The following is a 25,379-nucleotide window of genomic DNA, read 5'->3' as shown; positions in this document are numbered from 1 at the left end:
GTTCCGTGCGAGCTGTGGGTTTAAAATTGATAGTTGAGGCTAAAACCCAACGATAGCGCATCGGTTTTGAAGCCCGCCGGTTTGGAAAACGGCGTAGCAGCAAACAGGTCATAACCGAGGTTAAATGCCGAACCACGCACGCCAATTGCGCCGCCCGCCAGATGATTACCAACCAGATATTGCGTGCCGTTGCCGCCCACTTCACCGTAATCGATGCCGAGGTAGAGCTCTTGCGACGGCAGTGGCGTGCTCCAGGCCAGATCGTTGCGCACAAACCAGCCACGGTCGGCGTTCAAACTGCGTTCGCCATCGAAACCGCGCACCGTCCAGCGGCTGCCAATGGAAAACTGATCCTGTGGCGTTAGCGGCGTGTTACTCAGTTGACGCTGATACTGCACGTTATAGCGGAACGATTGGTTCGCCACGGTGAACGGCACCGCCCACTGCGCGTTGAATTGCAGGATTTTGGCCAGCGCCGTGGCATCACCGTAATACTCTTCTGGCGCGGGCATGGCGCCGAACCAGCGAGTGCCGCGTTGATAACTGACACCGGCATCCAGCGTGGATTGCGCGATGTAATGACGATGCTGCAAACCAATGCGCCAGGCGGACGTACGGCGTCGCTGTACCTCAACTTCGGTGTCGTTGATGAAGTTTTTCGACTCTTTGGCTAGCACATCGTAAGTGAAAGTGGTTTTCTGGCTGCTGCTGCGGTGCAATACCCGGCTGAGCTGGAAATCCACATTCTGGCTTTTGCCGCTGTAACGGTAATCCTGATTTAATCCGGCCACCGTTTGGTGATAGTCGTAGCTGTTGGCGGTGAATCCGGCGGTCCAGTAACCAAACGGCACCGAGTAATGTCCGGTGAGGTTGCTGCTGCCTTTGTCCGAGTGATTACCAATATTGTGACTGGCGGAGAGGTAAAACAGGTCGCTGAGTGACAGCGGATTATCCAGCGATAGCGTTAAGCCGCCCTGATAGCGTCCGGTGCTGCGCGTGCCTGAGTCATCCAGCGATGCCCCCACGCGCCACATTTTGCTCTGCTGTCGGGTTAAGCGAATATCGCTCTCGCCTGGCTGTGCGCCCGGCACAATTTCCATGCTGGCCTGTACGGTTGGCAAACGTTGCAGGTTTTCCAAACCTTGCTCGATATCGCGCAGATCCAGCAATTCGCCATCATGTGCAGGAAACGCGCTGTACAGCGTGACATAACGATTGCTGTCAGGTGTCAGCACCACGTTGCGCACCTTACCCGGCACAATCACCAGCTTTAACTCGCCGCTTTTGAGGTCCTGCGCGGGTGCCAATACGCGCGTGGTAATGTAGCCGTGATCCACCAGACGGTTTTGCAGCGCGCTCATCAGCAGATTGATGCCTTTACCGCCTAAGCAGTGCCTCACCGCCTGATTACTGATGCGTTGTAACGGCAGCCAATGTGGCAAAGCATCACCGCCGCTGAGCAGCACGCGATCAATGGCAAAGCACGGGGTTTCAACAGGAAATTGGATGCGGCCAAAGCTGGAGGAAGGCGGTGCCAGACGCACATCTGGCGCGGTTGGCGTGAGTTGCTGCTCCAGCGCCTTTTGTCGTTGCTGCTGCAAGATGAGCGGTTCGTTCGCGCTTAACTCTGCGGCAATTAGATCCGATGAAAACAAGACAACAAGCGCGGCATAGCCACCAACACGCTTAGGAAACAGGCGGGATAACATCAAACAATCCTTGTCATAACTTACTGATAAACAATGAATATCCACCAGCGTCGCGGTAACGCTTAAACGGTTACCAGAAAGAGACGTTTCGGGCTTGCGACTCTTTTTATGGAAACATCTGGCATTAATTTCGCGCAGATAATAGACAGACGATGTCGCAAAAACAATATTTACCCAGCCAAATAAGGTTTTTTAAGAAATTGCTGACGTTATGTTTGCAGGTTTTTGTCATCCTGCTGGCCAATTTCCTACAAAAACCCCCCCATTCCATTGCTGGCAGATACGCGCCACTTGCCAGTTACAACGTTACATGCAGAACGGCTTGGTACTTTTGAAGCATGACCTCGAAAGTTTTCAGTGCCTGCTGTAGTTTTTGCCCAGCCTGAAGGCTGTGTGCAGAGTCGGAGTGTTGAACAACATCACAAGCCTGCATCATAAAGTGAGCGTTGACCTGCTGCGCTGTTGCGCGAATTTGTAATGTCAGCACGCGCAACGCCAAAGTATCTTCAGCTTCCAGTAAGGCTGAGAGTTCTTCCTGATAATGATGATTACTGCGTTGTAACTGACTAATAACTTGCGACCTCAAAGCATCATCATCGCCCAATGAAGAGAGATCAAACACCGGGGCGGCGCTCTCCATTAATACTTTGCGCACATCTTCCAGCGTGCAGGGTTTAAACAGGCAACCATTCATTCCGGCGGCTAAACAGCGCTCTCGCGCTTCACTCATCGCATCAGCAGTAAAACCAATAATGGTTATAGCGGTACGGTTATTGGCTTGTTCAAATTCGCGAACTGCGCGCGTCAGTTGATATCCATCCATGCCCGGCATATTGCAATCGGTGATCACCATGTCCCAGGATTGTTGCTTGAACAGCGCTAACGCGGATTCCCCTTCCACAGCCTCGCTGACTTGATGGCCTAAATGCGTCAATTGCTTGCGCATTAGCAAGCGGTTCGCTGTGTTGTCATCAACAATCAAAACCTGCATTGATGCAGGCGAATAAGCCGGATATGACGGCAGGATTATTTCAGCCGGAATGGCATCCGCTAACGGCACTGAAACCGTTGCCGTTGCACAAGTGCCTTGCCCCGGCTGGCTCTCCAGTGCGATATCACCGTTCATCATTCGACATAGCGAATGACTAATATACAGCCCCAATCCCGTGCCCTGACGGCGATTATTGGCTTGGGCAAAAGGCTGGAAAAGCTGAGTTTGCTGTTCGATTGGGATGCCGATGCCCGTGTCTTTCACGACCAATACCACCTCTGCGCGCTTATCTATTGCATTCACGCGCTGAATCACCTCAAAGGTCACGCCGCCGTCATCGGTAAATTTAATCGCATTACTTAACAGATTGGCCATCACTTGCTTAATGCGCAGCGTATCGATTTCGATATTGGCAACAGGTTGCTTAGGTTCAATCAGCGATAAAGAAATATGTTTTTGGAGAGCCAAACCTTTGAAGGTATTTATCACATTGCGGGCGATATTCACGATATTGGCAGGTTTGGGTTCAAGCTCAACGCGCCCACTTTCTATACGTGAAATATCAAGAATATCGCCAATAAGTTCAACCAGGCCATCGGCAGATTCAGCGGCTACCTCAAGCGCTTGCAAATCCAACTCGCCCCGTTTTCCGCGCTGTATGGCGATATCAATCATGCCAATAATGGCGTTCATTGGCGTGCGAATTTCGTGGCTCATGGTTGAAAGGAAGGTCGATTTGGTGCGGCTGGCCTCTTCTGCCTGGTCTTTAGCCACACGCAGTGCCTCGGTGACCTGCGCACGTTCCGTGGTGTCCATCCAGCCACCCAATACGCCCGCCATATGACCACTACCATCACGATAAGGCAGGAACCAGGAAAAATAGGCCTTGAACTGCGTTTCCCCGGTATTGGGGTGGAAATCGAAAATCTCTTCAGCAAAATAGGGCATGTCGCTGCTCATTACCCGCATAAATATTTGGTGTACGCGTTGCGCATCCTGCTGCTGATGAAACGGCGCTTCTTCAAGGAGCGTACGGCCTAATGCCTGGCTTTTCTCCAGTTTTACGATGTCGAGATAATGTTGGTTGCAATCAATCAATCGGCCAAGATTGTCGCGGATAAACATTGGGAATGGCGCACCATCCAGCAGTTGGCGCATTTTCTTGTTTTGATCGGCAAACGCCTCTTGTGCCTGCTCCTTCAACGTGATTTGTCTGCGCAAATAAAGCGTCCAAATAACGCCAAGCAGTATCAATATCAGAGCAATACTCAGCAACGTAATAATTGCAGTACGATGCTGACGCCAAAAATTGTCCTCTATCACCATATTATTAGGACGCCAGCGATTGCCGATTAAATCCAGTTCATCGGGAGGGATCGCCAGTAACACTTTATCAATAATGTCTCTTAATATTGGTTCATCTTTGGCAATGGCAAAGGAAATATAAGCGGGAGACTCACCAACCGTATTCACTATTTTTAATTCGTCACTGTAGTGACTCAATAATTGATATTCGCTGTTAGCTAACGTGTTGACCACGGCATCGACGCGTTTTTTATCCAGCAGCGACATGACTTGATTCGCATCACTTACGCTGACTAATTTAATATCGGGATAGTGCTGATGAAGATACTTTTCCAGATCGGTGCCAGTAATAATGCCGAGTTTTTTCCCTTTTAAATCGGACAACAGATTAATTTGCTGATTCTCTTTGCGTACCACCAGCACGAAAGCATTGCGCAAATAGGAACGTGTGAACAGCAAAGTCTCACGCCGCGCTTCACTCGGCGTCAGTGATACCAGCATATCGGCTTTTTTGTCGGCTACCTGACTCACCATTGAGGCCACATCATCAGCGATGTCAAAGCGGAAATTCAAACCGGTACGCAGCGCGACCATTGATAGCACTTCCGGGCCAATCCCGCGCACGCTGCCATTACCATCGACAAATGACAGTGGTGCGTAATTTTGCAACGTCAGCACATTAACTTGAGGATGTTTTTTTATCCATTGTTGTTCCTCATCGCTCAGCGGAATAGGTTGTCCTTCAACTAATAAACCACCGCGCCCCGGTAACCAACGTTGCAGTACGTCATAGGAAAAGTTTTCAGGTAAACTTGCCAGCGCCTGATTAAACAAGCCATACAACACGACATTTTTGTCGTTAAAGGCAAAGCTTATTTGGGTATCAGGAATAATAGAATATTGTGCAATCCGCAGGTTATTGAGGAAATTTCGACTCACCGGATAAGCATCACCAAAATAGACATCGGCGCGACCAAAAGCCACCGCGCTGATGGCATCCTGGTAATTATCATAAATGTGCAGTTTCGCCAGCGGATAATAGCGTTTGAACAACGCTTCCGGCATATAGCCTCGCGCCATCGCTACCGTGCGATCGGTGAGATAATGTCCAGGCTGCTGTTGCTGTTTAAGAGGTACCGCAATAACCGATTGGGCCGTAACATACGGCTTGGTAAGCCGGGCAAATTCTGGCGCTTGCCATGATGTCACCGTAGAGATGGCATCGATCTGGCCACTTTGCAGGGCTTTCCAGACTTCTTGCTCGCTGCTAAATTGCGTGACCTCAACCGTTAACCCCAACATTTGCGTAATCTGATCGACATAATCAGCCGAAATGCCCTGTAATTCATTACGGTTGGTGAGCAGCGTAAACGGAGGCCATTGTTGCGGCATCACCCCCAAACGCAGCACGGGATGCTGCTTAATCCATTGCTGGCTTTCAACAGATAAAGCCGGTACAGAAAGCAGGCTGGGGGCGGAAGCGTGACTGACACGGCTCAGTAATGTGAGGTTTTCCGTTTTGCCCTTCGCCGGGAACAGCATAAGGAAAATCATCGTGACTACTGCAAGGCAATGCTGAAATCTCATGGTGTTCCTATTCGGCTATGGGCACACGCCTTCAAACTACTGTTAATATTTTATTGATTATTCAGAGAGTGACATTTTCAGTTGCGGAATTAAATTTCATTAATAGCTCTACCATATTCTTTGCCTGGTTTTTTTGCAAAACCCTAATTTTATAGGTGCTCACCGTTTTGTTACTCAACGCCATCATGCTGGCGATTTCGTTGTTATTGAAACCTTTAAGTAAGTAGTGCAACACCCTATTTTCTTGTAACGACAATCCGTGCATCACGTTGTTTGGTTGCGAATTATGCGTGGCAACCGTGGCATCAAAAAAGTGATATTGAGGAAAAAAAGCATAACCATCATTAACGGCATCAAGAGCGCGAGGTAAATCCACCGCGAGGTTCCTTTCACCAATCATTGCCGCTGCGCCACGTTGTAGATAATCCTGCACGGCAACCATTTCAGGTTGAGAAGTAATAAACACTATTTTACCCGGGTAATGTCGTTTGTTGAGCAACTCCAAAACCTCTGCCCCGGATATGGCAGGTAATGTGGTATTCATTAATACCATGTCAGGTTGGAGTTGTTCCATCAATAACATGGCCTGATAACCGTCTGCGGCAGACCCGAGAATTCGCACATGATGTTTGTGTAAAATTGACTGGAGCGAATTCCTCTTTCGCTCACTGTTCTCAACAATAATGATACTTTTCATCATGAAAATCAGTTGAACAAGTCGTCACGATATTTAAACAACTCAATATCGCTTTTAATGCCGAGTTTACGCATGCCTGACTGTTTGTGCCCACTGATGGTTTTACGGCTGCGTTTTACTTTGGCGGAGATCTGCAAAATCGTCATACCATCGAGGAAACAGCGCAGAACCTCTGATTCACGCGGCGTGAGTAATTCAACATTGCGGAAAACAGTTTCTGCAGACGCCGGTTCATCACTCTCTGTTGCCATCTCATTTTTAACTGCTATTTTTCCTGGCAGATGAGATAACTCGTATTTGATGTTTTCTGGCACATAAACCTGGCCAGAAGCGACCTGACGAATGGCATTAAAATAGACTTCCATGGTGGCACGTTTACTGACGTAGCCGCGGATACCCATATTATAAGCGGTACGGATCACGGCGATGCTTTCAACTGAGGATGACATCAATATTTTTATTTGTGGATAGTGATTCATGACCTGACGAATGAGCGACAATCCATCCAGCTCCTCATCACCCAAAATATAATCAAGGATTAATACATCGGGTACTTCGGTGCGCAAATGGCGCATCAATTCACTGCTGTGCCCAAAGCACCCACTCAGGACCAAATCTTTCTCATCAATAATGACCGTTTCCAATGAACGTCGAATGATAGGATGATCATCCAGTAGCATGATGGAAATTTTTTTAGTATCAGACAACCAACTCATGATTAACCACCTTTCTAAAGAGTCTCTTTTCTGCCCATGTTGAGCGTGAATTAACGAAAATTACCGCCCAGCCAGGGAAGAAGCTGTCCAGCACTGGCATAGCCACGGAATGTTGCACTGTAACTGTCAAAGCGATTTGTCACTTCTGCAACCCGGTTATTGTAGTAATCAGACTCCGCTGACAGTACATCCAACAGTGTCCGCTTGCCCAGGTGATACCACTGATCAAAGAAGGCCAAACGAATACGGTCTGATTCCACGGTTAAATTACGATAAAGATCTGAACGCTGTAACATTGAACGCGCATCCTGATCGGCATTACGAATACGATAGTCAAGATCGCGCTTTTGTTCTGCTACTTGTTCACGGCTGGATTCAGCACGTTGCAGCGCAGCACGCTCTGCCGCCGTACCTGAGCCACCCCGGAATAATCCCCAGCTCACATTAACACCGGTTTGCCACGCTTGCTGCCGTCCAAACTGATCCTCCGCAGTATTTTTGCTCACCACCCAATTCACCTTCGGCAGATTGGAGGATTTCACCGCTTTTGCCTCCGCCAATGCCGCTTCTGTTTGCGCTTGCGCCTGACGAATAACCGGATGGTTATCGATTGAAGCAATTAAGCGATCCAGTGATGCCAGGCTTAAATTCCACTGCGCGGTACGCGGCAGAGCAATCTCGCTGTTGCCAATCAATTTAGACAGTGTGATCTCGGTTTCGCGCGCTTTTGTTAGTGCATTGTCCAGCGAAGACTGCGCCTGTAATTCGCGACCGCGCGCCTGGGTTAATTCACTGCGTCGTCCGGGATCGGCACCGACAATGCCGCTGAGCATTTTCACCAATTCTTTCATGCGCGCTAAATACTGTTGGCTCAATTCGATAATCAAACGCTGCTTGCTCAGTTCAACCAACGCCGAACTAACCTGCCACGCCAAGTCTTCCGATGAAGCATTAACCGCAATGCCCGCCGCCGTGGCCGATTTTTGGCGACTATCAATAGTGTGGCTGGTTTGACCAAAATCGTACAACGTGGTCGCCATATTAATATTTACTGCTGGCGTATTACTTTGCTGCGTTTTTGTACCACCGCCAAACTGGTAGGAACGTGAACTGGTGCCGACATCAACTTGTGGCCAGCGCTGCCCTTTCGCTTCCGCCACGTTAGCTTCGGCCGCTTGCGCATCAAACTGCGCGCTGCGCAGCTTCGGGCTGGTTTGCAGCGCAATTTGCGTTGCACGATGGAAAATCGCTCTGAGCGCATTTTCATCCGGCCCGCTGGCTTGATGGCTGCGGTTTAATGCACTCGCGGTTGGCAAGGCGTTGGCGCGATTGAGCAAAGTCGCTTCCTGCTTAGATGCTGCAACCGGCTCCTCAGGAATCGCGGTGAACGGATTAAAACCAAGCTTTTGTTGCTGGTGCAGCTCCTGCCCGGCGCGTTGTTGTGCCGCAGCGGTTACCTCAACATGCGCGGTTGGCGTAACCGTTTTAGGTGTAGGCGTTTCCCACTGCAATAGCGGTTGTTTCGGCGCGACTGATGTTGGCACGGGCAATGCCGGCCGATTGACCGTTGCAGTCTGTGCACGCTCGCTTATCCGACTGCTCGTCGTACTCGGCGTGATCGGCGCGGCAAGCGGTGCAGGCCTCGGCGCAGCTGCGGTACTTGCGGGGCGCGGGGCGGCTTTCACTGGCTGCTCCGCCAACGCGACGAACTGCAGCAGTTCATCGTCTTCCGAAAACGCCCCCACCGTGGCTGGCCAGAACTGAGATGCAATCAATACCGTCAACAGGCGAGCCTGGGTTTTAAACTGAAAAGAAAAATGGCTCATTATTAACGCTCACGAAACGCTTCACGGGCTTTCATCACCGGTTTCAGCAGGTAGTCGAGGATGGTTTTTTCACCGGTGCGAATCTCTACCGTGGCAATCATGCCCGGAATAATCGGCAACGCTTTACCGCCCGCGTTCAACGAGCTGTGATCGGTTAGTACCATGACGCGATAGTAGGTATCGTCTGGACGTCCAGCGGCAGATTTCTGATCGTCCTTCAAGGTATCGGGACTAATGAATTCCACCTTGCCGGTCAAACCGCCATAAATCGCGTAGTCATAGGCGGTGATCTTGACCATCGCCGGTAAACCAGGACGTAAGAAGGCGACATCTGACGGACGGATTTTGCCTTCCACCAGCAACTGATCTTCCAGCGGGACGATTTCCATGATGTGTTCACCCGGCTGAATCACCCCACCGATAGTGTTCACGCGGACGTTCTTCACCGTGCCGCGCACTGGTGCGCTGATGCTGGTGCGATCCAACACGTCAGAGCGACCCACCAGATTCTCAGTGGTCTGCGACAATTCCAGCTCGAGTTTGATCAATTCCGAATTGGCTTCCGCCTGAAAACGGTTTTTACGTTCAACCACTTGCGACAACAAATCGTTGGCGGAACGACGCATACGTAGCAGTTCAACTTCCGACATTAACCCGCGTTTTGCCAGCGGTTCGGCCAGTGTCACTTCACGCATCGACAACGCATAGCTGCGCTGCAACGCTTCAACGCTCTCGTTCAGTGCCTTAATGCGCGAGTTATATGCACGCGTTTCCTGCTGCACCACCGCCGGATCCGACATCACCTGCTCGTCAAATTTCAACGGCAGTTGGTAAGCTTCGGCACGCAAACGCGTAATGGTGGCTTTCAGGCCGATCACTTTATTCAGCACTTCGCGGTAGCTGGATTGCGCGCGCGTCGGGTCAATCTGTAGCAGCGTTTGCCCCTGCTCGACCACATCGCCCTCGCGCACATTCATCTCAGCCAGAATCCCGCCTTCAAGACTCTGAATAACCTGTTCGCGGCTCTTCGAAATGATGGTGGCATCGCCGCGCGTGATCTCTTCAACCCGCGCCAGACCGGCCCAGATAATGGCGGTACTGAAAATAATCATCACCATCAGCAGCACCAGACGCGAACCCGGCGTGCTTTGCGACATCAGCGATTCCTGGATGTCATTCATAAATTGGGCATCGGCGGCGGTTACGGTTTTCTTCTTTTTGCCGCTGCCTAAACGGGGCCATTTCATACGGTTTTCTCCTGCGCTGGTGCCTGCGGATTAACCGGCTCATTGGCAGACGCTTGGGGTTTAGCAATCGGCTTGGCTTGCGCTTCAGCCTTAGCGGCCTCGCCACGCAGGCTGGCCAATACTTTCTCTTTCGGGCCGTCAGCGACCACTTTGCCGTTCTCGACGATGATGATGCGGTTAACCAGCGCCAGCAGTGACGGACGATGCGTCACCACCACCAGGGTTTGGTCGGCCGTGGCGCGCTTGAGATGTTCGAGGAAAATTGCTTCTGTCTGGTTATCCATCGCGCTGGTCGGTTCATCCAACAGCAGCACTTTAGGACGGAGCAGCAGCGTGCGGGCCAGCGACACTAACTGACGTTGACCGCCCGACAGCGCGTTACCGTGCTCGCCTACCGGCAAATTGATGCCACTTGGATGACGCGCGGCTACCTGATCCAGCCCGGTCAGGCACAGTACGCGCAACAGTTCGCTGGAGGTGGCATCCGGCTGGCCGATCATTACGTTTTCACGCAGCGTGCCGTAGAACAGACGCGCATCCTGACCGACATAGCCAACGGAACGGCGCCAATCTGCCGGATCAACCTGATTCACGTCCAACCCGCCGGCAAACACCTGCCCTTTCACCGGTTGGTAGAGGCGCGCCATGATGCGCAGCAGCGTGGATTTGCCGCTGCCGATACGGCCAAGAATGGCAACGCGTTCACCCGCTTTAATGCTGAATGAGATATCGGTGAGGATTTCTGGGTTGGGGCGCATCGGCGGTGCCGGGTAAGAGAAACCGATGCCTTTCAGCTCGACGTCGCCGTTCAGCTCTGGCTGCGGTAAATAGTTTTGCTCTGGATCGCGGTCGGTCGGCATCTCCATCAGCTTGTTGAGCGAATCCAGCGCAGCTTTAGCCTGCTGGAAACGCACCGCCAATCCCATTACTTGCCCCAGCGGCGCAGTCGCACGGCCCGAAAGCATCACCGTGGCAATCAGCGCACCCATGGTCAGCGTGCCATCGGAAATCAGATAAACACCGATAACGATCAACAGCACGGTTTGGAACTGTTGCAGGAAAGTGACTGCGCCCATGGCACCGGTGGAGATGCGCTTGGATTTCATGCTGCTGGTCGCCTGCATCGCGCTGAAGTTCTGCCAGCGACGCTGCATGTGTGCTTCACCCGCTACCGCTTTCAGTGTTTCCATACCTTCGATGGATTCGATTAATACGCCCTGTTTCAGCGAAGCTTCCTGCAAGTTGCTACGCATGATCTTCTTCAGCGGCCACTGAATAATCAGGCTGACCAGAATGATGGTAGGGATCATCATCAACGGCACCCAGCCTAACGGGCCGCCAATAAAGAAGATCACCGCCACAAACAGCAACACAAACGGCAGATCGGAGATGGCGGCTAAGGTGGCGGAAGAGACGAAATCACGTACTGATTCAAACTCACGAAGCTGGTTGGCAAACAGACCGGATGACGACGGTTTATTCTCCATGCGCACCGCCAGCGCCTGGCGGAACAATACGCTACCGAGTATCAGGTCGGCTTTTTTACCGGCTACATCCAGCAGGTGTGCACGCACATAGCGGGTGATGGCTTCAAACAACATGGCGATCACCACACCAATCGCCAATGACCACAAAGTCACGAACGCCTGATTAGGAATAACGCGATCGTAGACGTTCATGGTGAAGAAAATGCTGGCGAGCGCCAACACGTTCACTAACACCGCGGCCAGGGCGGCACTGCGGTAATAGCGGCGATAAACCCACAACGTACTGAATAACCAATGCTTCTGGTCATGCGGCAAATCGTCCGCCACCTGCGGATCCACTTTCGCTGTCGGTTTTACCAGAATGGCGTAGCCGGAATACCATTCCATCAACTCTTCGTGGGTAATCTCGACCGGTGAGGCACTCACTTCCGGCATGATCAGCTGGTAATAGAGCGTCATTTTGTCTTCGTCGTTTTTACGACGTTCGCGCCCAATTAACAGACTCCCGCCTTGTCCGTTACGAACCAGGATGATTGGCATCACCTGCTCTGGCAGTTCCCAGGCTTGGCGCTCCACCAAGCCGCCCGTCATACCGGCATTTTCCAGTGCTTTCAACGCCAATGACGGCGTCAGCAAGGTGCCTTTCGGCAGACCGGCCATCAGCGCATCGTCACTTTTACCCAAGCCATAATGACGGCAAACCCAGGAGAGGCTTTGCAGAAGCGTATCGTCAACGCGCGTTTGCACGCGTGCATTGGCGTGTAGTTCAGATTGTTGTTGCTCGGTCAGCGTATTCGCGTCCATTTCAGCATCTCAGTCGGTGTTTCATCAGTGACAATCTCTGTGCAGGAATTAACCTGCGAATTGAGAATAGTCTTACAGACCGGGCTATTTTCTTATACAAGCCGGGTCTTGGATGGATTGAGATACGCAATAAAATGGTAGAAAAAATCCTTACTTCAACCACCTGTTGTAGCGGCCGAAATAAGGATGATTAACAATAAGATGTGTTAATAAACGAGTGAGGATGACGGGTGGTTTATTCGCCTGGTAGCTTACTCAAGACTGAAAACACCACTCTGACAAGGAATAACCGATGTTGCGCGGGACAGCATGTGAATACTCTTTTCTAATCCCGCTGATTCGACACGGAGTTGTTGATCATTTTTGACGATTGAGCGGCCATTAAATTGCGCATCAACACGCAGAAAAACCGTCTCACCGGCACGCAAGTGATATTCCTGGGTCGGCGCTTCTTTGCCTAAATAGTGTGGCGATTCATTAAACCAGGCACCAATAAAATGGCGCCCCGGTTCAAGACAAAAAACGTTATAGCTGTTGGGCAATAGTGCAGAGTGAAATTCACCGTTGATATACAGATTTGCTACACCATCAGCAACGCGATCTTCCTTGCGGTAATAGACGACTCTCACCTGATTCGCGTCTGATGTTCCATCAGCAAAACTATTTTCCAGCACCGCGGGTTTCACCGGTGTAGATTCACTGGCCGATACCTGGGTTGCGACAAAACACGCTAACAGCACAACGGTGATCTTCATTTTCATACGCTAATTACGGATGCGTGCTTGCGCATCCTGGCTCCATTTAGTCGTCGTTATTGGTTATCAGATCGGCAAACAACGGATCGCTACTGCCGATGGCCGCAGACGGTGAATAGTCCAGCGCCAACAGCGCTAAATCTTCTTGCTGTTCCCACAGGGTAATGCCACCTTCAGGGTGCAACAGTTGTTGCAACGCGGATTCATCCAGATTAACGAATTCATCCGTGACCGGCTCGCTGATCAGCAGTTCTGGCTCGCTCATCGGCAGCAGCTCGCCAAAGCCAAAGGCAAAATTGTGCTGCACCGGTTCGGGTTCAACCGGCAGGATAAGCGTCAAATTGAGCTCAGCTTCGCTGTCGATCAATGGCATCAGGCTCAACGAGGGCGACTCACTTGCCTCAATGACGCTTTGCAAAACCGGCCCTTCGACCGCGATAACCAGATGAATCGGTGGAGCAACCAACTCGCGCACGCCGTTAGCATAGGTGGCGTACAGGCTGAAATCATATTCGCCGTTTGCCAACGGCATCATGGGGGTGATGTGCCACATGCCGTTGCTATCAACCCAACTGCTGCCTACTACGTCACCGTGCTGGTCGAGCAATTCAATCAAGCTGCCAGGCTGTGCCTTACCGGCAAAATGCGGGCGATTGTCACGCAAAATTCTGCCTTCGTGCATCTGATTGAGCAGTTCAAAACTGAAACTGGTGGCTAAGGCGCTCGCAATAGGGTTTTCCGCTGACGAAGACCACTGCTCTGCTTCCTCCAGTAACATCAAAGCTCCAGGATTGGAGGTGGCGCTGTTGATAAAAGTGTGTTCTACCGTAAGTATTTCATCTGTCTCATCAGGCAGCTCAAGCACAGCGGGTTGACCGACAAACCCGCCAACAGCCGGCTTTTGTTCGGCTAATACTTCCGGCACGTTTTCTGGATAGTTTGGCTTCGCCACTGTGCCAGCGACCGACTCATAGCCGCTCAATGAGGCTTTGGGCACAACATTGCTCGCGCGCGCCATAATCAGTTCATAGCCACTTTCCCGCCCGATTGCTGCCATGCTGCCCAACGCCAGTAATGAGGCACATGCCGCGCCGTGCACCACCAAGCCGTGCAGACTGGTCATTCCATTGGCTTGATTCAGCGACTTAACTAATTCGTTACTCTCGGCCCAACCCTGACTTTTCAGGTCTGAATGGCCGCTTTGCTGCATCCGCGTGGTCGCTGTCACCACAGCCGCTGTCAGGGGATGAATTTTCATACTGTTTGTCCTCATCTGCGTGCCATCAACACGCCACACCTATCTCATTACCGGGCGGGTCACTCACCATCCGGCGCTACAAGACAATTCTGTATTGATGCAGAATCAACCACTACGAGACGGGTCTTGGATGGCCTGAGGATTGCTGCAAGGATCGGCCTTTTAGTCAACTTGCAGAATAATAAGACTCTGCTGCGGCTGGGTATCCCGCACAAACTTTATACTGTTGGCAGGCAATGCGGCTTCGATCAGTGCTTGTCGCAGCTGTGTTTCACGCATTTGCCGGTCATTGGCTGCGTGATTGATAGCGGTATCGATGATACGCACCTGGTTGATCCAACTATGATTGCGCCGAATCTGCACCGCCAGATCGCCAATCGCTTCACGGCCGCGTTGTGACAAACGGTTATCAGGCAAAAAAAGGGAGTCGCTGGGCAGCAGGTAATCGATGCGCGGTTGTGTCCGGGTGTAGTCATAGGCACAGGGAACGATCGACGTGGCGCGAGATAACAGATGCGATTGGCGTCGGGTTTGCAACAGTTCATCCCCCGCCGCCGCACTGCGCGCCTCGGCTGGCTGATTCATTAACGCCTGTTCATCGATACGAAAAAAATAGGTTTTCCCTGCTTTCGTGTTCGTGTGAAACGGCGCGTTTTGTTGACCCGCGGCGATGAGTGATGAACTTAAGCGCACGCCTAACGTGTGCGCGCCGGGCTGAACGCAGAAGGCGGTGTAGCCGCCGGGCAGCAAACTGGTGTGCATCTTGCCATCAAGATAAACGGACGCGCCGCCATAGGCGGTGACGGCGGCATTTTGCCGATAGAAGATAATCTGGCTTAATTCAGCGGTGACTTTTTGCTGCGCTCGATAAGGTTCACCAAAAGATTGGCTGTGAGCCGCAGCGGGCAACATTAAGCCAGCAAACATAATGCTTTTTATTAGCTGATAACGTAAGGCAGGCATAACCGATTCCCTTCATTGCTGTTAAAAAAATGCGGCGTTAAACGCCGCAAAAAGAATAACAAGTAAAGGTAACAGTCAGCGTGGATTTATTAATCTAAGCCAGCCCGCTTCAGGAAAAACTGCCGTCTTAGTTTTTACGGAGGTCAAATCCACCGTGTTCTGTTAACCAACGTCAGCGTAATAGTTAGCACCAACAGGGGGAACAAGACTCATCCCGGATTACGCCCAGGCTTGATTAAAAAGCGTGCATTCAATGCGAAGCGTTAATTTAATTATTGATGGCTGAACCTTATGCCGCTTTAACAATACTGCTTGCCAGTTGCGTTTTAATACGGAAGCACACATCGCGGATGGCAAATTGATATTTCGGCATCGCCAGGTCATTCACATCGCTACCAATACCATTTTTCACTTCGAGGTATTTTTTCAGATGTCCGGCGGTCTTCTCAAATTCAGCCTTGAACTGCTGATGCTGCGCGACATTATAGGTCTGCAATGCATCCAACTCTGCGCGGCACTGCATCAGGCGCGAGGCGTAATCTTTCGTCTGCGATTCCGCCACGTTAACCTTCGGCGCGCCCGCAGCAGCCACCGGCGTGACAGGCGATAAATTAGCAGGAGCCGATTTTTGGCTGGCGACGCAACCTGATAAAAGGAACACGACAGTAACGGCGGGGAATATCTTCTTCATTTCATTTCCAATTGATTGCTGAGGATGATTGATAACCTTTTCCATCAGGAAAGTGGGTTATCAGAATATGCCGGGGAGTTTAGGAATTTTCTTGCACGCGGGAAACAAGATGCATCTTGGTTTATACCTTCTGCTATCAAACCTACAAAAAAAAGATTGATTAATCCAATGCGCTTTAATTCCTTTATGTTGAAAGAGATAACTGTCTACAATAACCTTCATCATGCAAGAATCACTGCATAATACTTGCTTAACTTTCACTGAGTTAGAAAGCACGCCAATAGGACCCGACTTTTATGCTGCGACACATCATGGTTAAAGGACAATTTCTGCTGTTGTTAAGTGTGATGTGTTGTTCGGTGTTTGCCGCCCCGCAATCCTTAACCTTGCAGCCTCATAGCGAAGTGATAACGCCAGATATAAATTTTTCCGCGCCGGTAAAACAGTGGTTAGTTCAACATCCGATTATTAAAGTCGCTGTCTGGCAACCGGCACAGCCGCCGATTTATATGGATAACGATCCCAGCACCTATGAAGGAATGGCGGCGGATTATCTGCACGTGCTGGAACGCGCGATGGATGTCAAAGTCGAGGTTATGCGTTTTCCCAGTGCTGAGTTGGCGCAGCAAGCGTTGCGCGCGGGAGAAGTCGATATGCTCAGCGCCTTCAATCCCGATGTGTATCCTGAAAACGATATTCTGGCTTCGACACCTTGGTTACTGGATCATTCTGCCTTATTACTGCGCAATGAAACTGGCGCAATAACGCCTGATTCCTTAAAAGGCAAAACCCTGAGCTATATTGCGAATAATAGTCGTCAGGATGTGCTAGCGCAGGAATACCCCGGCTCCACGCTGAAAGCTGAACCCAGCTATGTTAATGCGGTGACATCGGTGGCGTGGGGGCAAAGCCAGGCGGCCTGGATCAATCGCGCCTCCGCTGAATATCTGATCACCTATGGTTTTGCTGATAAATTGCAGGTGCTCAACAGCCCGGTACTCAGCAATCTCAACCTCTCTTTTGGTGTAAAAAGTAGCGATCCCCTGTTATTACGCGCCATTAACGAAACATTGGGACGTATACCCTTAGCCAGCCGTATCGGCATCGCCACGCGTTGGGGATTGAACAGCGATCATGTGGCGAAAGCCAATCCCCTGGCGTTAACCACCGAAGAACAAAATTGGCTGCGCACGCATCCGGTGCTCACGGTGTTATTTAACGCTTCAACCGCCCCCAATGCGTTTATTAATAAAAATGGTCAACTCGATGGTGCGGCAGTTGATTTATTTAAGTTATTGAGCGCGCGCTATGGCATGAAATTCAATTTTGTCGCCGCTCAGGGACGCAGTGAATTATTAAGATTAGGGCAAAACAATCCGGACGCGCTTTACGCAACGGTGCCGGTGATTCCTGATATTGAAACCACCTGGAATGTCATTACTACCCGCCCCTACATGATTGCTCCTGCCGTACTGATGGTATCGGCCGCAACGCCGCCGTTAGCTGACCTGACGCCTTTGCGCGGCCAGAAGATTGCCGTCACAGAATTCAATCCGTTGGCAACGTGGTTACACAAGTACTATCCAGAAATCAATTTGGTGACCACTAACACCGCCCAACAAGGTTACGACTTGCTGAGCAAAGGTGACGTCGCGGGAATGGTGACCACGCAATATGATGCCGATTTCCTGTTAGCCACCAAACCGGACAGCAATTTGCGCGTGGGCATCGCACTGGGTAATTCGCCGGGCACCATTGCCATGGGTGCCAACCCGAGCAATACGCAGCTGATTGGCATCATGAATAAAGCCCTGCTCGACGTACCTCCCGAATTACTGCGCCGGATTTATATCAATTGGCAGCCGCATGCGGATATAGCGCGACAACCTTCCTGGCGCGATTGGCAGGACGTGATCATCAAAGTCGCCGTCGGTGTCGCACTCGTCATTGCATTGCTATTACTGTGGAACCGCCACATTCATAACATCAGTCGCCAACGTGAAAGCGCGCGTCGTGCCTTATTGGATCAGTTGACCTTTGTGCGCACACTGATTGATGCCTCGCCGATTGCGCTGTATGTCCTTGACCGTGATCAGCGCTTAATCCATTCCAATCCCGCTCTGCGTCTGGCGTTAAATGATGATGCAGACCAGGCCTTAGCGGATTTACTGCTTGAAAGCGATCAACTTGACGCACAGGTCAAAGATCGGCTGAAAACCATTGTGGATCGGGTGATGGCTGGCGGCGCCCCGGAGATTTATGAAGGTCCACTCATGCTCAATAACGCGATCAGCTTTGTCCATCACTGGATAGTGCCGTGGCGCGATGCCAACGGCGAGGTGGTCGGCGTGATTGGTGGCTGGTTGGATATCACCGAAAAAGAAAAGCTGGTGAGCGATCTGCGTCATGCCAAGGATGAAGCGGTGCTGGCGAATGAATCGAAAAGCGTGTTCCTCTCCAGCATGAGCCACGAAATTCGTACGCCGATGAACGCGATTATTGGCTTGCTGGAACTGGAGGTAAAAGATCATCAGCAGCACGGCATCAGCAATGAGAACGTGCGCGTGGCATGGGAATCGGCCAAAGCGCTGTTGCTGTTGATTGGCGACATTCTTGATCTGTCCAAGATCGAATCCGGCACCTATCAACTACAACCGACTTGCATTGAGCTGCCACAATTGGTGGTGAGCGTGGTGCAGCTGTTCACTAACCGCGCACATGAAAAAGGTCTGGCACTGACATTAGATGTTGAGCTGGAACACAGCCACTATCTGCTTGATCCGCTAATGGTCACTCAAATCGTCTCAAACCTGGTCAGCAACGCGATCAAATTTACCGACAGCGGCAGCGTCACGGTCAGTGTTTATCAAGCGCCAGATAGTGACGCAGGTAAGGTCGATTTAGTGATTGATGTCACCGATAGCGGTCAGGGCTTATCGCCGGAGCAGCAAGAGCGTATTTTCGCGCCTTTTGTACAGGTTGAAGGACGCAAAGCCCGTCAAGGCACCGGGCTTGGGTTAAGCATCTGCCGCCGCCTGGCCGATTTGATGTCGGGAGAATTGCAGGTGGAGAGCGAACTGGGCGAAGGTGCCAGCTTCATTTTCTATTTCAGCGCACCTACCTGTGAACCTGAAGCCCAAATCATCGCTACCGCCAGCAGCCTTCAATCGCTACATGTGCTGATAGTGGATGATCACAGCCCCAATCGGCTGTTATTGACGCAGCAATTGGAGATGATGGGTCATCACGTCAGCGCCGCTGAAAGTGGCCAGCAAGCATTGGCCATGTTTGAAGCCGATAGCAGCATCCATTTGATCATCACCGATATCACCATGCCAGGCATGGATGGTTTTGAGCTGACGCAGCGAATCCGTCAGCGCGAACAGCAATTGGGCATCGCACCGCGCCCGGTACTGGGGCTAACCGCCCACGCACAATCCAGTGTGGTGGAGCAATGTTTGCAAGCCGGCATGAGCGATTGTCTGTTTAAGCCGATTCGCAGCAAGCAACTGCATGAAACCGTTAATCGCTTGCTTGGCTTGCAGCAACAACCGCTCAACCTTCCACTGCCAGATGAAGAGAAGCGTAAACAAGCCAGACGCTTCCTCCATGATGAAGTCATTCGAACCAATCGCAGCGATCTCAATAAACTTATTGATCAGGTGGCACAACGCGATCGATCACAAATCGCCAAAATGGCGCATCGGTTGTTGGGTGGCGCGCGCATTATGCAGGCGACAGAACTGGAGCAGGCCAGTGAATGGCTGGAAAATATCAGTCAGGATGAAAACTACAGCGATCAGCAACTGGATCAGGCATTAATTACTGTGATTGATTGCGTAGAACGGTTGGAAGTAAAACTTAAATCTGAATAAAGCATTTTAGGTACATTTATTCAAAGACCCGTCTTGGTCCTCCTATGAAATAGCCATGTTAGAGTATTTTACGCTTATTTATGGGAGGTTTAATTACGGATGAACAGTATTTCTGTTATAGACAGCAACCCACTTATCCGTCGCGGATTGAAAAACATCCTGACGGAAAAGGGTTATCAAGTCGCTTTTGAGGCTGATAATGTCGATGCCATGTTTCTTAGCGGCATCAATCACAAACCACAACTGTTGATCATTGAACCGCTATTTCAGGATCATTTTGTCAACGAAAAACTGGAATTATTACGCCATTACAATCCACGCCTCAAAATCTTAATTTTATCCATCTCCGAGAGCCACTATCATATTCAACTCTCGTTGCAAATGGGCTTTGAAGGTTATGTATGTAAATCGTGGCCGCTGAAGACCCTCTTTGACTCGATAGATGAAATTAACCAGGGGAAACATGCTTATTGCAGCAGCCAGTTTACCCATCGAATGAAATATCCTAATGATGCCCGCCTGCTCGCTTCGCTCAGCAAACGTGAATTTCAGGTATTACGTCTGTTTGGCGCAGGAAAGTCGATTAAAGAAATTTCTGAAGCATTAGATCTTAGTAATAAAACCATCAGCACCTATAAAATTAAGATGATGCAAAAGACATCGGCGAATAACTTTATTGATATCGTTGATTTAGCCCGCAGGAATTTCATATTTTAATTTTTCGACCCGCCAGGGATCACATATTGATTTTACACAGCCAAGTCATTTCACGTTCCCACCGCTGATCGCCAGGATAGTTAAAACTTATTCTGGCGCATTCTGTTATACCTCGCCTTGTTATCATTAACCGTACCTATCGTAGCGGCGAAATTTATTGCGCTATGCCAGGCAATCCTGTACGCCTTAGCCACTTTAAATGGAGATCATCAATCACCGCACAATTTCGTAGCGGCGCGATTTATCGCGTTCTGTTGATTTTCAAAGGTCAACACAACGCGATAAATCGCGCCGCTACGATACGTGCGCTTTAGAATTCCGGTTACAAATCCTTTTCTGACGAGGATCAAGCCATTTATGGTGCCCCATTTTCACCACATCAAAAATAAAAAAGGGCCGGAAATCCCGGCCCTGATTATCGCTACACCTCAATCCAAAAATAAAGGATTGATCAATTCACTTCGCTACTGCCATCCACGCGAATCGCCACGCGACGGTTCGGCGCATAGCAGGCAATCTGCTGCGCTTTGTTGCCATAGCAATCATGCACCAGCGGTTCATTCATACCGGCACTGGCCGCGGTAATATCACGCGCCGGAATACCTGCCTGCACCATTAATAAACGGATGGTTTCGGCGCGACGCTGACCCAGCGCTTCGTTGGCCGCAGCGGAACCGATCTGGTCGGTGTGGCCAATCACCTGCACGTTGCGCAGCGTGGTGTTTTCACGGCGGATCTGCTGTACCAAATCACGGATTGCCGCATGGCCGTTGCGGGTGATATCCGCACGACCGGATTTGCCAAAGGCGAACAATACGTCGCTCGACAAGGTGTAATCCTTGTACTGCTTCTCGGTGTACTGGCAGGCCTCAACCGCCGAGGCACGCGTTAACGTGTGGTTCTGCATACGCATGGTTTTCAGCACCGCTTCAGCATCGGCGCGCGTCAGCGCTTTTGGCAAGCCGCTTAGGCCATCGCCGACTTTCAGGAAGTAGGTTTTACCGCCTTCCAGATTGCTGCGCCACGGCTGCGCGTTTTTTCCCTGATAGATCGGCGAATCTTTTACGAATGCACCGAGGGTGTGAACACCGGGCGCCACACAGAAGCTGGTGTAACCGTCCGGCAGTAATGCCGAATGAAACTCGCCATCCACGTAGACGTTGGCACCGCCGTTATGGCCATCGGCATCGCGGTAGAACACAATCTGCGCCTGGTTTTTACCGACGCTAGCGACCGGCTGATACGCCTGCGCAAAGGCCTGATCTTTCGGCGCCGCATGCGCACTGGTCAGGCTAAGTAAGGCACTGCTGAGCATCAGCGACAGCGCGCTGGTTTTAATAAAGTTCATGACTCCTCCACGGCCCCCGATGTGGGGGCCGGAAATTAAGTTAAAGGGATTGCAGTAGTGTTGTGTTAAATCAGGTTGGTTTGCACGCCCTCCTGCACCAACAGCTCGGCGTCATGGGTGCTGTGGGTAAACACCTGATAACGCACGCCGGCCACTTCAACCATGTCACTCGCTTTCGCCCAGTCGCCTGGATCAGATCCGTTAATCAAATCGTCGAGGTTAACCACATCACCTTCGTCGCCTTTGATCATCATCTGCACCGTGCCATCGGCAACAAACAGATCCTTTTCACCATGCGTCAGTATATCCCCCAGACTCAGAGTCAATGTGTTATCACCGCTGCCGGTAATATCGATCACTTCAAGTATCTGATCGTCTGCAATGATACTGCCGAGATTGATTTCCTGATTTACGCCATCCAGAATAATCATCCCATCAGTACTGCCAATCGCCGCTAAAGTTGCCAGTTCGCTCTCTTCCTCAACAATTGAGGTTGCTGGTTCTAATAAGAATGCTGAACGGGCTAGAGTTCCCCAACGGATGTTGTCAATCATAATACCACCATCTCCCCCCCATATCGGTTCACCAGGACCTGTGGATAAAGGCTCTTCTCCTATATTCATCCTCACATACCCAATTAAACTTCCCGCCGGAGCGGTAAAGCTAATCGTACCAACACCTGTCGAGGCAAAACTCGATCCTTGAGTTATATTCATCCATTGTGACCCCAGCAGCGTCCCTCGCGTGTCATAAAAATCTACTCTGTGACTCGCGGAAGTGTATGAGTAGTCAAATGAGACCTTATTAGTACCAGTACCAAATCTCATACTTATGAAGGAATGTTCAGCGATATAGAATCCAGCATTCCCTGAATTTGCAGGGTGAGCAGTCCCTTCACGACTGGACCTAACACCTGTTACGAAGCCGCCATGATTGACTGAATTTCCAGTTATCGTTAAGCCACTAGCATAAGTTACCGTTCCTGATACTTGGCCCCAGCTTACAGATTCAAAGTTTTCATATCCGCTGGTGAACAGTGGTGCATCCGCCTGGATCCTTATCTGAACAGGAGACGTGTGGCCGCTACGGTTGCCTAAATCGTCCTGGAAGGTCGCGGTCAAATCATAACTGTTGTTCATGGAAAGCGATGGCGTAATGCTCCAGGAGCCATCCGATGCGGTAACTCGTACCGAACCCACTGCTGTGCTGCCGTTCCAAAGGATGACCAAGTCACCGACTTGTGCACCGGTACCGCGAATTTCCGGTGTGGTGTCATCGGTAGTGATGCGCCCGCTACCCGTCGAGTGGAAGCCGGTGCTACTTCCTGCGTTATCATACAGCCCGGTTATTCTGCCCACTGCCGGTGGCGTGGTATCAATGGTGATATTCCATGAATCAACCACTGGACTGCGGTTACCCGCAGCATCCACAAATACTGCCTTATAGCTGTAAGTACCGTCACGCTGCGTTGGCAGCGTCAACGCCCAAGCACCAAGATCATTCGCCTGTGTCGAACCAATCACTGCGCCGCCATCGGTAGCATAGATGTACACCCATGCGTTGGCTTCTGTGGTACCGCGCATCGTTGGCGTATTATCATCGGTGCGCCCATCCACACCAATCAATCCGGTGCTGCCGTAGCCTGGCGTACCGGCAAAATCGTCCACAATTTCCGTAATGCTGCCGGTCGGCGGTGTGGTATCCACAATCACCACCCACGGATCACTCACCGCTTTGTTGGCGCCATCATCAAAGTGCGCGATCAGGGTGTAATCGCCTTCCGCCAGCGCAGGCGTGATGGTAATGCTCCAGCTGCCGTCGCCCGCGACCGTTGCCGTGCCACGTACCACGTCATTTTGATCGCGCAGCACTACCTGTGCGCCCACTTCACCGGTACCACGGATCACCGGCGTGGTGTCGTTGGTTGCGCCGCCGTTGGCCACACTAATCGGGTTGAGCGGATCGTTATCGTTGGTCGCCGAGGTAATCTCGCCGTCCGGCACGATGGTATCCACGTTAATCACCCATGGCGCACTGACCGACTGGTTAACGCCGTCATCAAAGGTCGCCGTCAACGTGTGCGCACCTTCGCCCAGCGCTGGCGTAACGATAATGCTCCATGTGCCGTCAGTTGCGACAACTGCGGATCCACGTGGCGTGCCCGACTGATCATGCAAGGTCACAATGTCACCCTCTTCACCGGTACCACGAATCACTGGCGTTGCATCATTAGTCAGCCCGCCGTTGCTGATTGGCAACAAGTTGGCCGGATCGATGTCGTTGCTTGCACCGGTGATAGCACCGACTGGCGGCACGGTATCAATGGTGATCGGCCAGGATTGTGCACGTCCCGCAGACACGTTGCCCGCGAGATCAACAAACTCGGCGGTGAAGTTATAGGTTCCGTCCGCCAAAGCCGGCAGTTCCAGTTCCCAGTTGCCCGAAGCCGGAACCTGCACCGATCCCAGCAAGGTCGTGCCGGTCAGCCCGTCGTAAATGTATACCCAGCTCAACGCCTCGCCGCTGCCGCGCAGAGTTGGTGTGTTGTCATCGGTCTTTTCACCGCTGCCAACCGCACCGGTGGTGCCGACGTTGTCCCAGATTTCAGTAATGGTGCCCACTGGCGGTGCCACGGTATCCACTACAATCGTCCATGGGTTACTCACCGCTTCGTTCGCACCGTCAAAGAAGTGAGCCGTGATGGTGGTGTTGCCTTCGCTTAATGCCGGGTTAACGATAATGCTCCAGCTACCGTCACCGCCGACAATCCCTCTGCCTAATTCAACTCCGAACAAATTGGTCAAAATAACTTGAGCGCCAATCTCACCGGTGCCGCGGATAACCGGCGTAGCATCGTTGGTTAGGCCGCCGTTACTGATCGGAATCAGGTTAATCGGATCGATATCGTTGTCCGCGCCGGTAATGGTTCCGGTTGGCGGAATGGTATCGATGGTTACCGGCCATGACTCGGCGCGACCAGCTGACGGGTTACCTGCCCGGTCAACGAAGTGCGCGGTAAAGTTATAAGTACCATCCGCTAGCGGGTTCAGTTCTACTTCCCATGTGCCATCGGCACGAACCTGCGTCGAGCCCAGCACCGTGGTGCCGGTCAGCCCGTCATAGATGTACACCCAGCTCAGCGCTTCACCGCTGCCGCGCACCGTCGGCGTGTTATCGTCCGTTACCTCGCCGCGGCCCACCGCGCCGGTGGTGCCGACGTTGTCCCAGATTTCGGTAATGGTGCCGACCGCTGGAGCAACCGTGTCAATGTTCACCACCCACGGGTTGCTCTGCGTCTGATGCACGCCGTCGTCAAAGGTCGCGGTCAGGGTCTGTTCGCCCTGCGCCAGCGCCGGGGATACCGTAATACTCCAGCTGCGGTCTGCCGCCACCGTGGCGGTGC

The 25,379-nt window shown here is 51.5% G+C and carries 15 protein-coding genes; 2 read left to right on the top strand and 13 right to left on the bottom strand.

Annotated features, from left to right (window positions below):
- Positions 1–20: 20 nt before the first annotated feature.
- The 11 genes from ABDW13_RS15615 to ABDW13_RS15565 all read right to left on the bottom strand — a co-directional run bounded on the left by ABDW13_RS15615 (position 21) and on the right by ABDW13_RS15565 (position 16,036).
- On the bottom strand, positions 21–1,709 hold the full coding sequence (locus ABDW13_RS15615; RefSeq protein WP_343553477.1) for a ShlB/FhaC/HecB family hemolysin secretion/activation protein: 1,689 nt from the start codon (positions 1,707–1,709) through the stop codon (positions 21–23).
- A 298-nt stretch (positions 1,710–2,007) separates the two neighbouring features.
- The gene (locus ABDW13_RS15610) at positions 2,008–5,592 is read right to left on the bottom strand and encodes a transporter substrate-binding domain-containing protein (protein WP_343553476.1); all 3,585 of its coding nucleotides are present in this window, start codon (positions 5,590–5,592) and stop codon (positions 2,008–2,010) included.
- 61 nt (positions 5,593–5,653) lie between these two features.
- Positions 5,654–6,289: a response regulator gene (locus ABDW13_RS15605; protein ID WP_343553475.1), complete on the bottom strand. Its 636-nt coding sequence runs from the start codon at positions 6,287–6,289 to the stop codon at positions 5,654–5,656.
- A gap of 8 nt (positions 6,290–6,297) precedes the next feature.
- Entirely contained in the window at positions 6,298–7,005 is a 708-nt protein-coding gene (locus ABDW13_RS15600; RefSeq protein ID WP_343553474.1) for a response regulator transcription factor, read from the bottom strand.
- 50 nt (positions 7,006–7,055) lie between these two features.
- Entirely contained in the window at positions 7,056–8,831 is a 1,776-nt protein-coding gene (locus tag ABDW13_RS15595; RefSeq protein ID WP_343553473.1) for a TolC family protein, read from the bottom strand.
- A gap of 2 nt (positions 8,832–8,833) precedes the next feature.
- A complete protein-coding gene (locus ABDW13_RS15590; protein ID WP_343553472.1) occupies positions 8,834–10,078 on the bottom strand; it encodes an HlyD family type I secretion periplasmic adaptor subunit in 1,245 nt (414 codons plus the stop codon).
- A complete protein-coding gene (locus ABDW13_RS15585; protein WP_343553471.1) occupies positions 10,075–12,369 on the bottom strand; it encodes a type I secretion system permease/ATPase in 2,295 nt (764 codons plus the stop codon). The genes ABDW13_RS15590 and ABDW13_RS15585 overlap by 4 nt, the downstream gene beginning before the upstream one ends.
- A 251-nt stretch (positions 12,370–12,620) precedes the next feature.
- The gene (locus tag ABDW13_RS15580; RefSeq protein WP_343553470.1) at positions 12,621–13,130 is read right to left on the bottom strand and encodes a hypothetical protein; all 510 of its coding nucleotides are present in this window, start codon (positions 13,128–13,130) and stop codon (positions 12,621–12,623) included.
- 40 nt (positions 13,131–13,170) lie between these two features.
- Positions 13,171–14,382 (bottom strand): Ig-like domain-containing protein, encoded by a 1,212-nt coding sequence (locus tag ABDW13_RS15575; protein ID WP_343553469.1) that lies wholly within the window; start codon positions 14,380–14,382, stop codon positions 13,171–13,173.
- Positions 14,383–14,544: 162 nt separating this feature from the next.
- Positions 14,545–15,345, bottom strand: coding sequence for a DUF2846 domain-containing protein (locus ABDW13_RS15570; protein ID WP_343553468.1), 801 nt, complete (start codon positions 15,343–15,345; stop codon positions 14,545–14,547).
- Positions 15,346–15,634: 289 nt separating this feature from the next.
- Positions 15,635–16,036 (bottom strand): hypothetical protein, encoded by a 402-nt coding sequence (locus ABDW13_RS15565; RefSeq protein WP_343553467.1) that lies wholly within the window; start codon positions 16,034–16,036, stop codon positions 15,635–15,637.
- A 296-nt stretch (positions 16,037–16,332) separates the two neighbouring features.
- Here ABDW13_RS15565 and ABDW13_RS15560 point away from each other — a divergent pair, with 296 nt between their 5' ends.
- Positions 16,333–19,911: a transporter substrate-binding domain-containing protein gene (locus ABDW13_RS15560; protein WP_343553466.1), complete on the top strand. Its 3,579-nt coding sequence runs from the start codon at positions 16,333–16,335 to the stop codon at positions 19,909–19,911.
- 99 nt (positions 19,912–20,010) lie between these two features.
- A complete protein-coding gene (locus tag ABDW13_RS15555; RefSeq protein ID WP_343553465.1) occupies positions 20,011–20,628 on the top strand; it encodes a response regulator transcription factor in 618 nt (205 codons plus the stop codon).
- A 451-nt stretch (positions 20,629–21,079) separates the two neighbouring features.
- On the opposite strand, the gene ABDW13_RS15550 is transcribed toward ABDW13_RS15555, so the two are convergent.
- Both ABDW13_RS15550 and ABDW13_RS15545 read right to left on the bottom strand, forming a co-directional pair.
- The gene (locus ABDW13_RS15550) at positions 21,080–21,976 is read right to left on the bottom strand and encodes an OmpA family protein (protein WP_343553464.1); all 897 of its coding nucleotides are present in this window, start codon (positions 21,974–21,976) and stop codon (positions 21,080–21,082) included.
- A 65-nt stretch (positions 21,977–22,041) separates the two neighbouring features.
- The coding region (locus ABDW13_RS15545; protein ID WP_343553463.1) for an Ig-like domain-containing protein at positions 22,042–25,379 on the bottom strand (3,338 nt) is incomplete at its 5' end.

It is taken from the genome of Pantoea sp. (genome assembly GCF_039594315.1).
GTDB lineage: Bacteria > Pseudomonadota > Gammaproteobacteria > Enterobacterales > Enterobacteriaceae > Pantoea.
Note: the sequence above shows the minus strand (reverse complement) of the source record. Positions and strands in the feature narration are given on the sequence as shown.

Excerpts from the sequence above, each read along its gene's own strand:
- ABDW13_RS15550 (WP_343553464.1), bottom strand. The coding sequence starts at position 21,976 with ATGAACTTTATTAAAACCAGCGCGCTGTCGCTGATGCTCAGCAGTGCC.
- ABDW13_RS15595 (WP_343553473.1), bottom strand. The coding sequence starts at position 8,831 with ATGAGCCATTTTTCTTTTCAGTTTAAAACCCAGGCTCGCCTGTTGACG.
- ABDW13_RS15580 (WP_343553470.1), bottom strand. The coding sequence starts at position 13,130 with ATGAAAATGAAGATCACCGTTGTGCTGTTAGCGTGTTTTGTCGCAACC.
- ABDW13_RS15600 (WP_343553474.1), bottom strand. The coding sequence starts at position 7,005 with ATGAGTTGGTTGTCTGATACTAAAAAAATTTCCATCATGCTACTGGAT.
- ABDW13_RS15555 (WP_343553465.1), top strand. The coding sequence starts at position 20,011 with ATGAACAGTATTTCTGTTATAGACAGCAACCCACTTATCCGTCGCGGA.
- ABDW13_RS15615 (WP_343553477.1), bottom strand. The coding sequence starts at position 1,709 with ATGTTATCCCGCCTGTTTCCTAAGCGTGTTGGTGGCTATGCCGCGCTT.
- ABDW13_RS15585 (WP_343553471.1), bottom strand. The coding sequence starts at position 12,369 with ATGGACGCGAATACGCTGACCGAGCAACAACAATCTGAACTACACGCC.
- ABDW13_RS15575 (WP_343553469.1), bottom strand. The coding sequence starts at position 14,382 with ATGAAAATTCATCCCCTGACAGCGGCTGTGGTGACAGCGACCACGCGG.
- ABDW13_RS15570 (WP_343553468.1), bottom strand. The coding sequence starts at position 15,345 with ATGCCTGCCTTACGTTATCAGCTAATAAAAAGCATTATGTTTGCTGGC.
- ABDW13_RS15565 (WP_343553467.1), bottom strand. The coding sequence starts at position 16,036 with ATGAAGAAGATATTCCCCGCCGTTACTGTCGTGTTCCTTTTATCAGGT.
- ABDW13_RS15605 (WP_343553475.1), bottom strand. The coding sequence starts at position 6,289 with ATGAAAAGTATCATTATTGTTGAGAACAGTGAGCGAAAGAGGAATTCG.
- ABDW13_RS15560 (WP_343553466.1), top strand. The coding sequence starts at position 16,333 with ATGCTGCGACACATCATGGTTAAAGGACAATTTCTGCTGTTGTTAAGT.
- ABDW13_RS15610 (WP_343553476.1), bottom strand. The coding sequence starts at position 5,592 with ATGAGATTTCAGCATTGCCTTGCAGTAGTCACGATGATTTTCCTTATG.
- ABDW13_RS15590 (WP_343553472.1), bottom strand. The coding sequence starts at position 10,078 with ATGAAATGGCCCCGTTTAGGCAGCGGCAAAAAGAAGAAAACCGTAACC.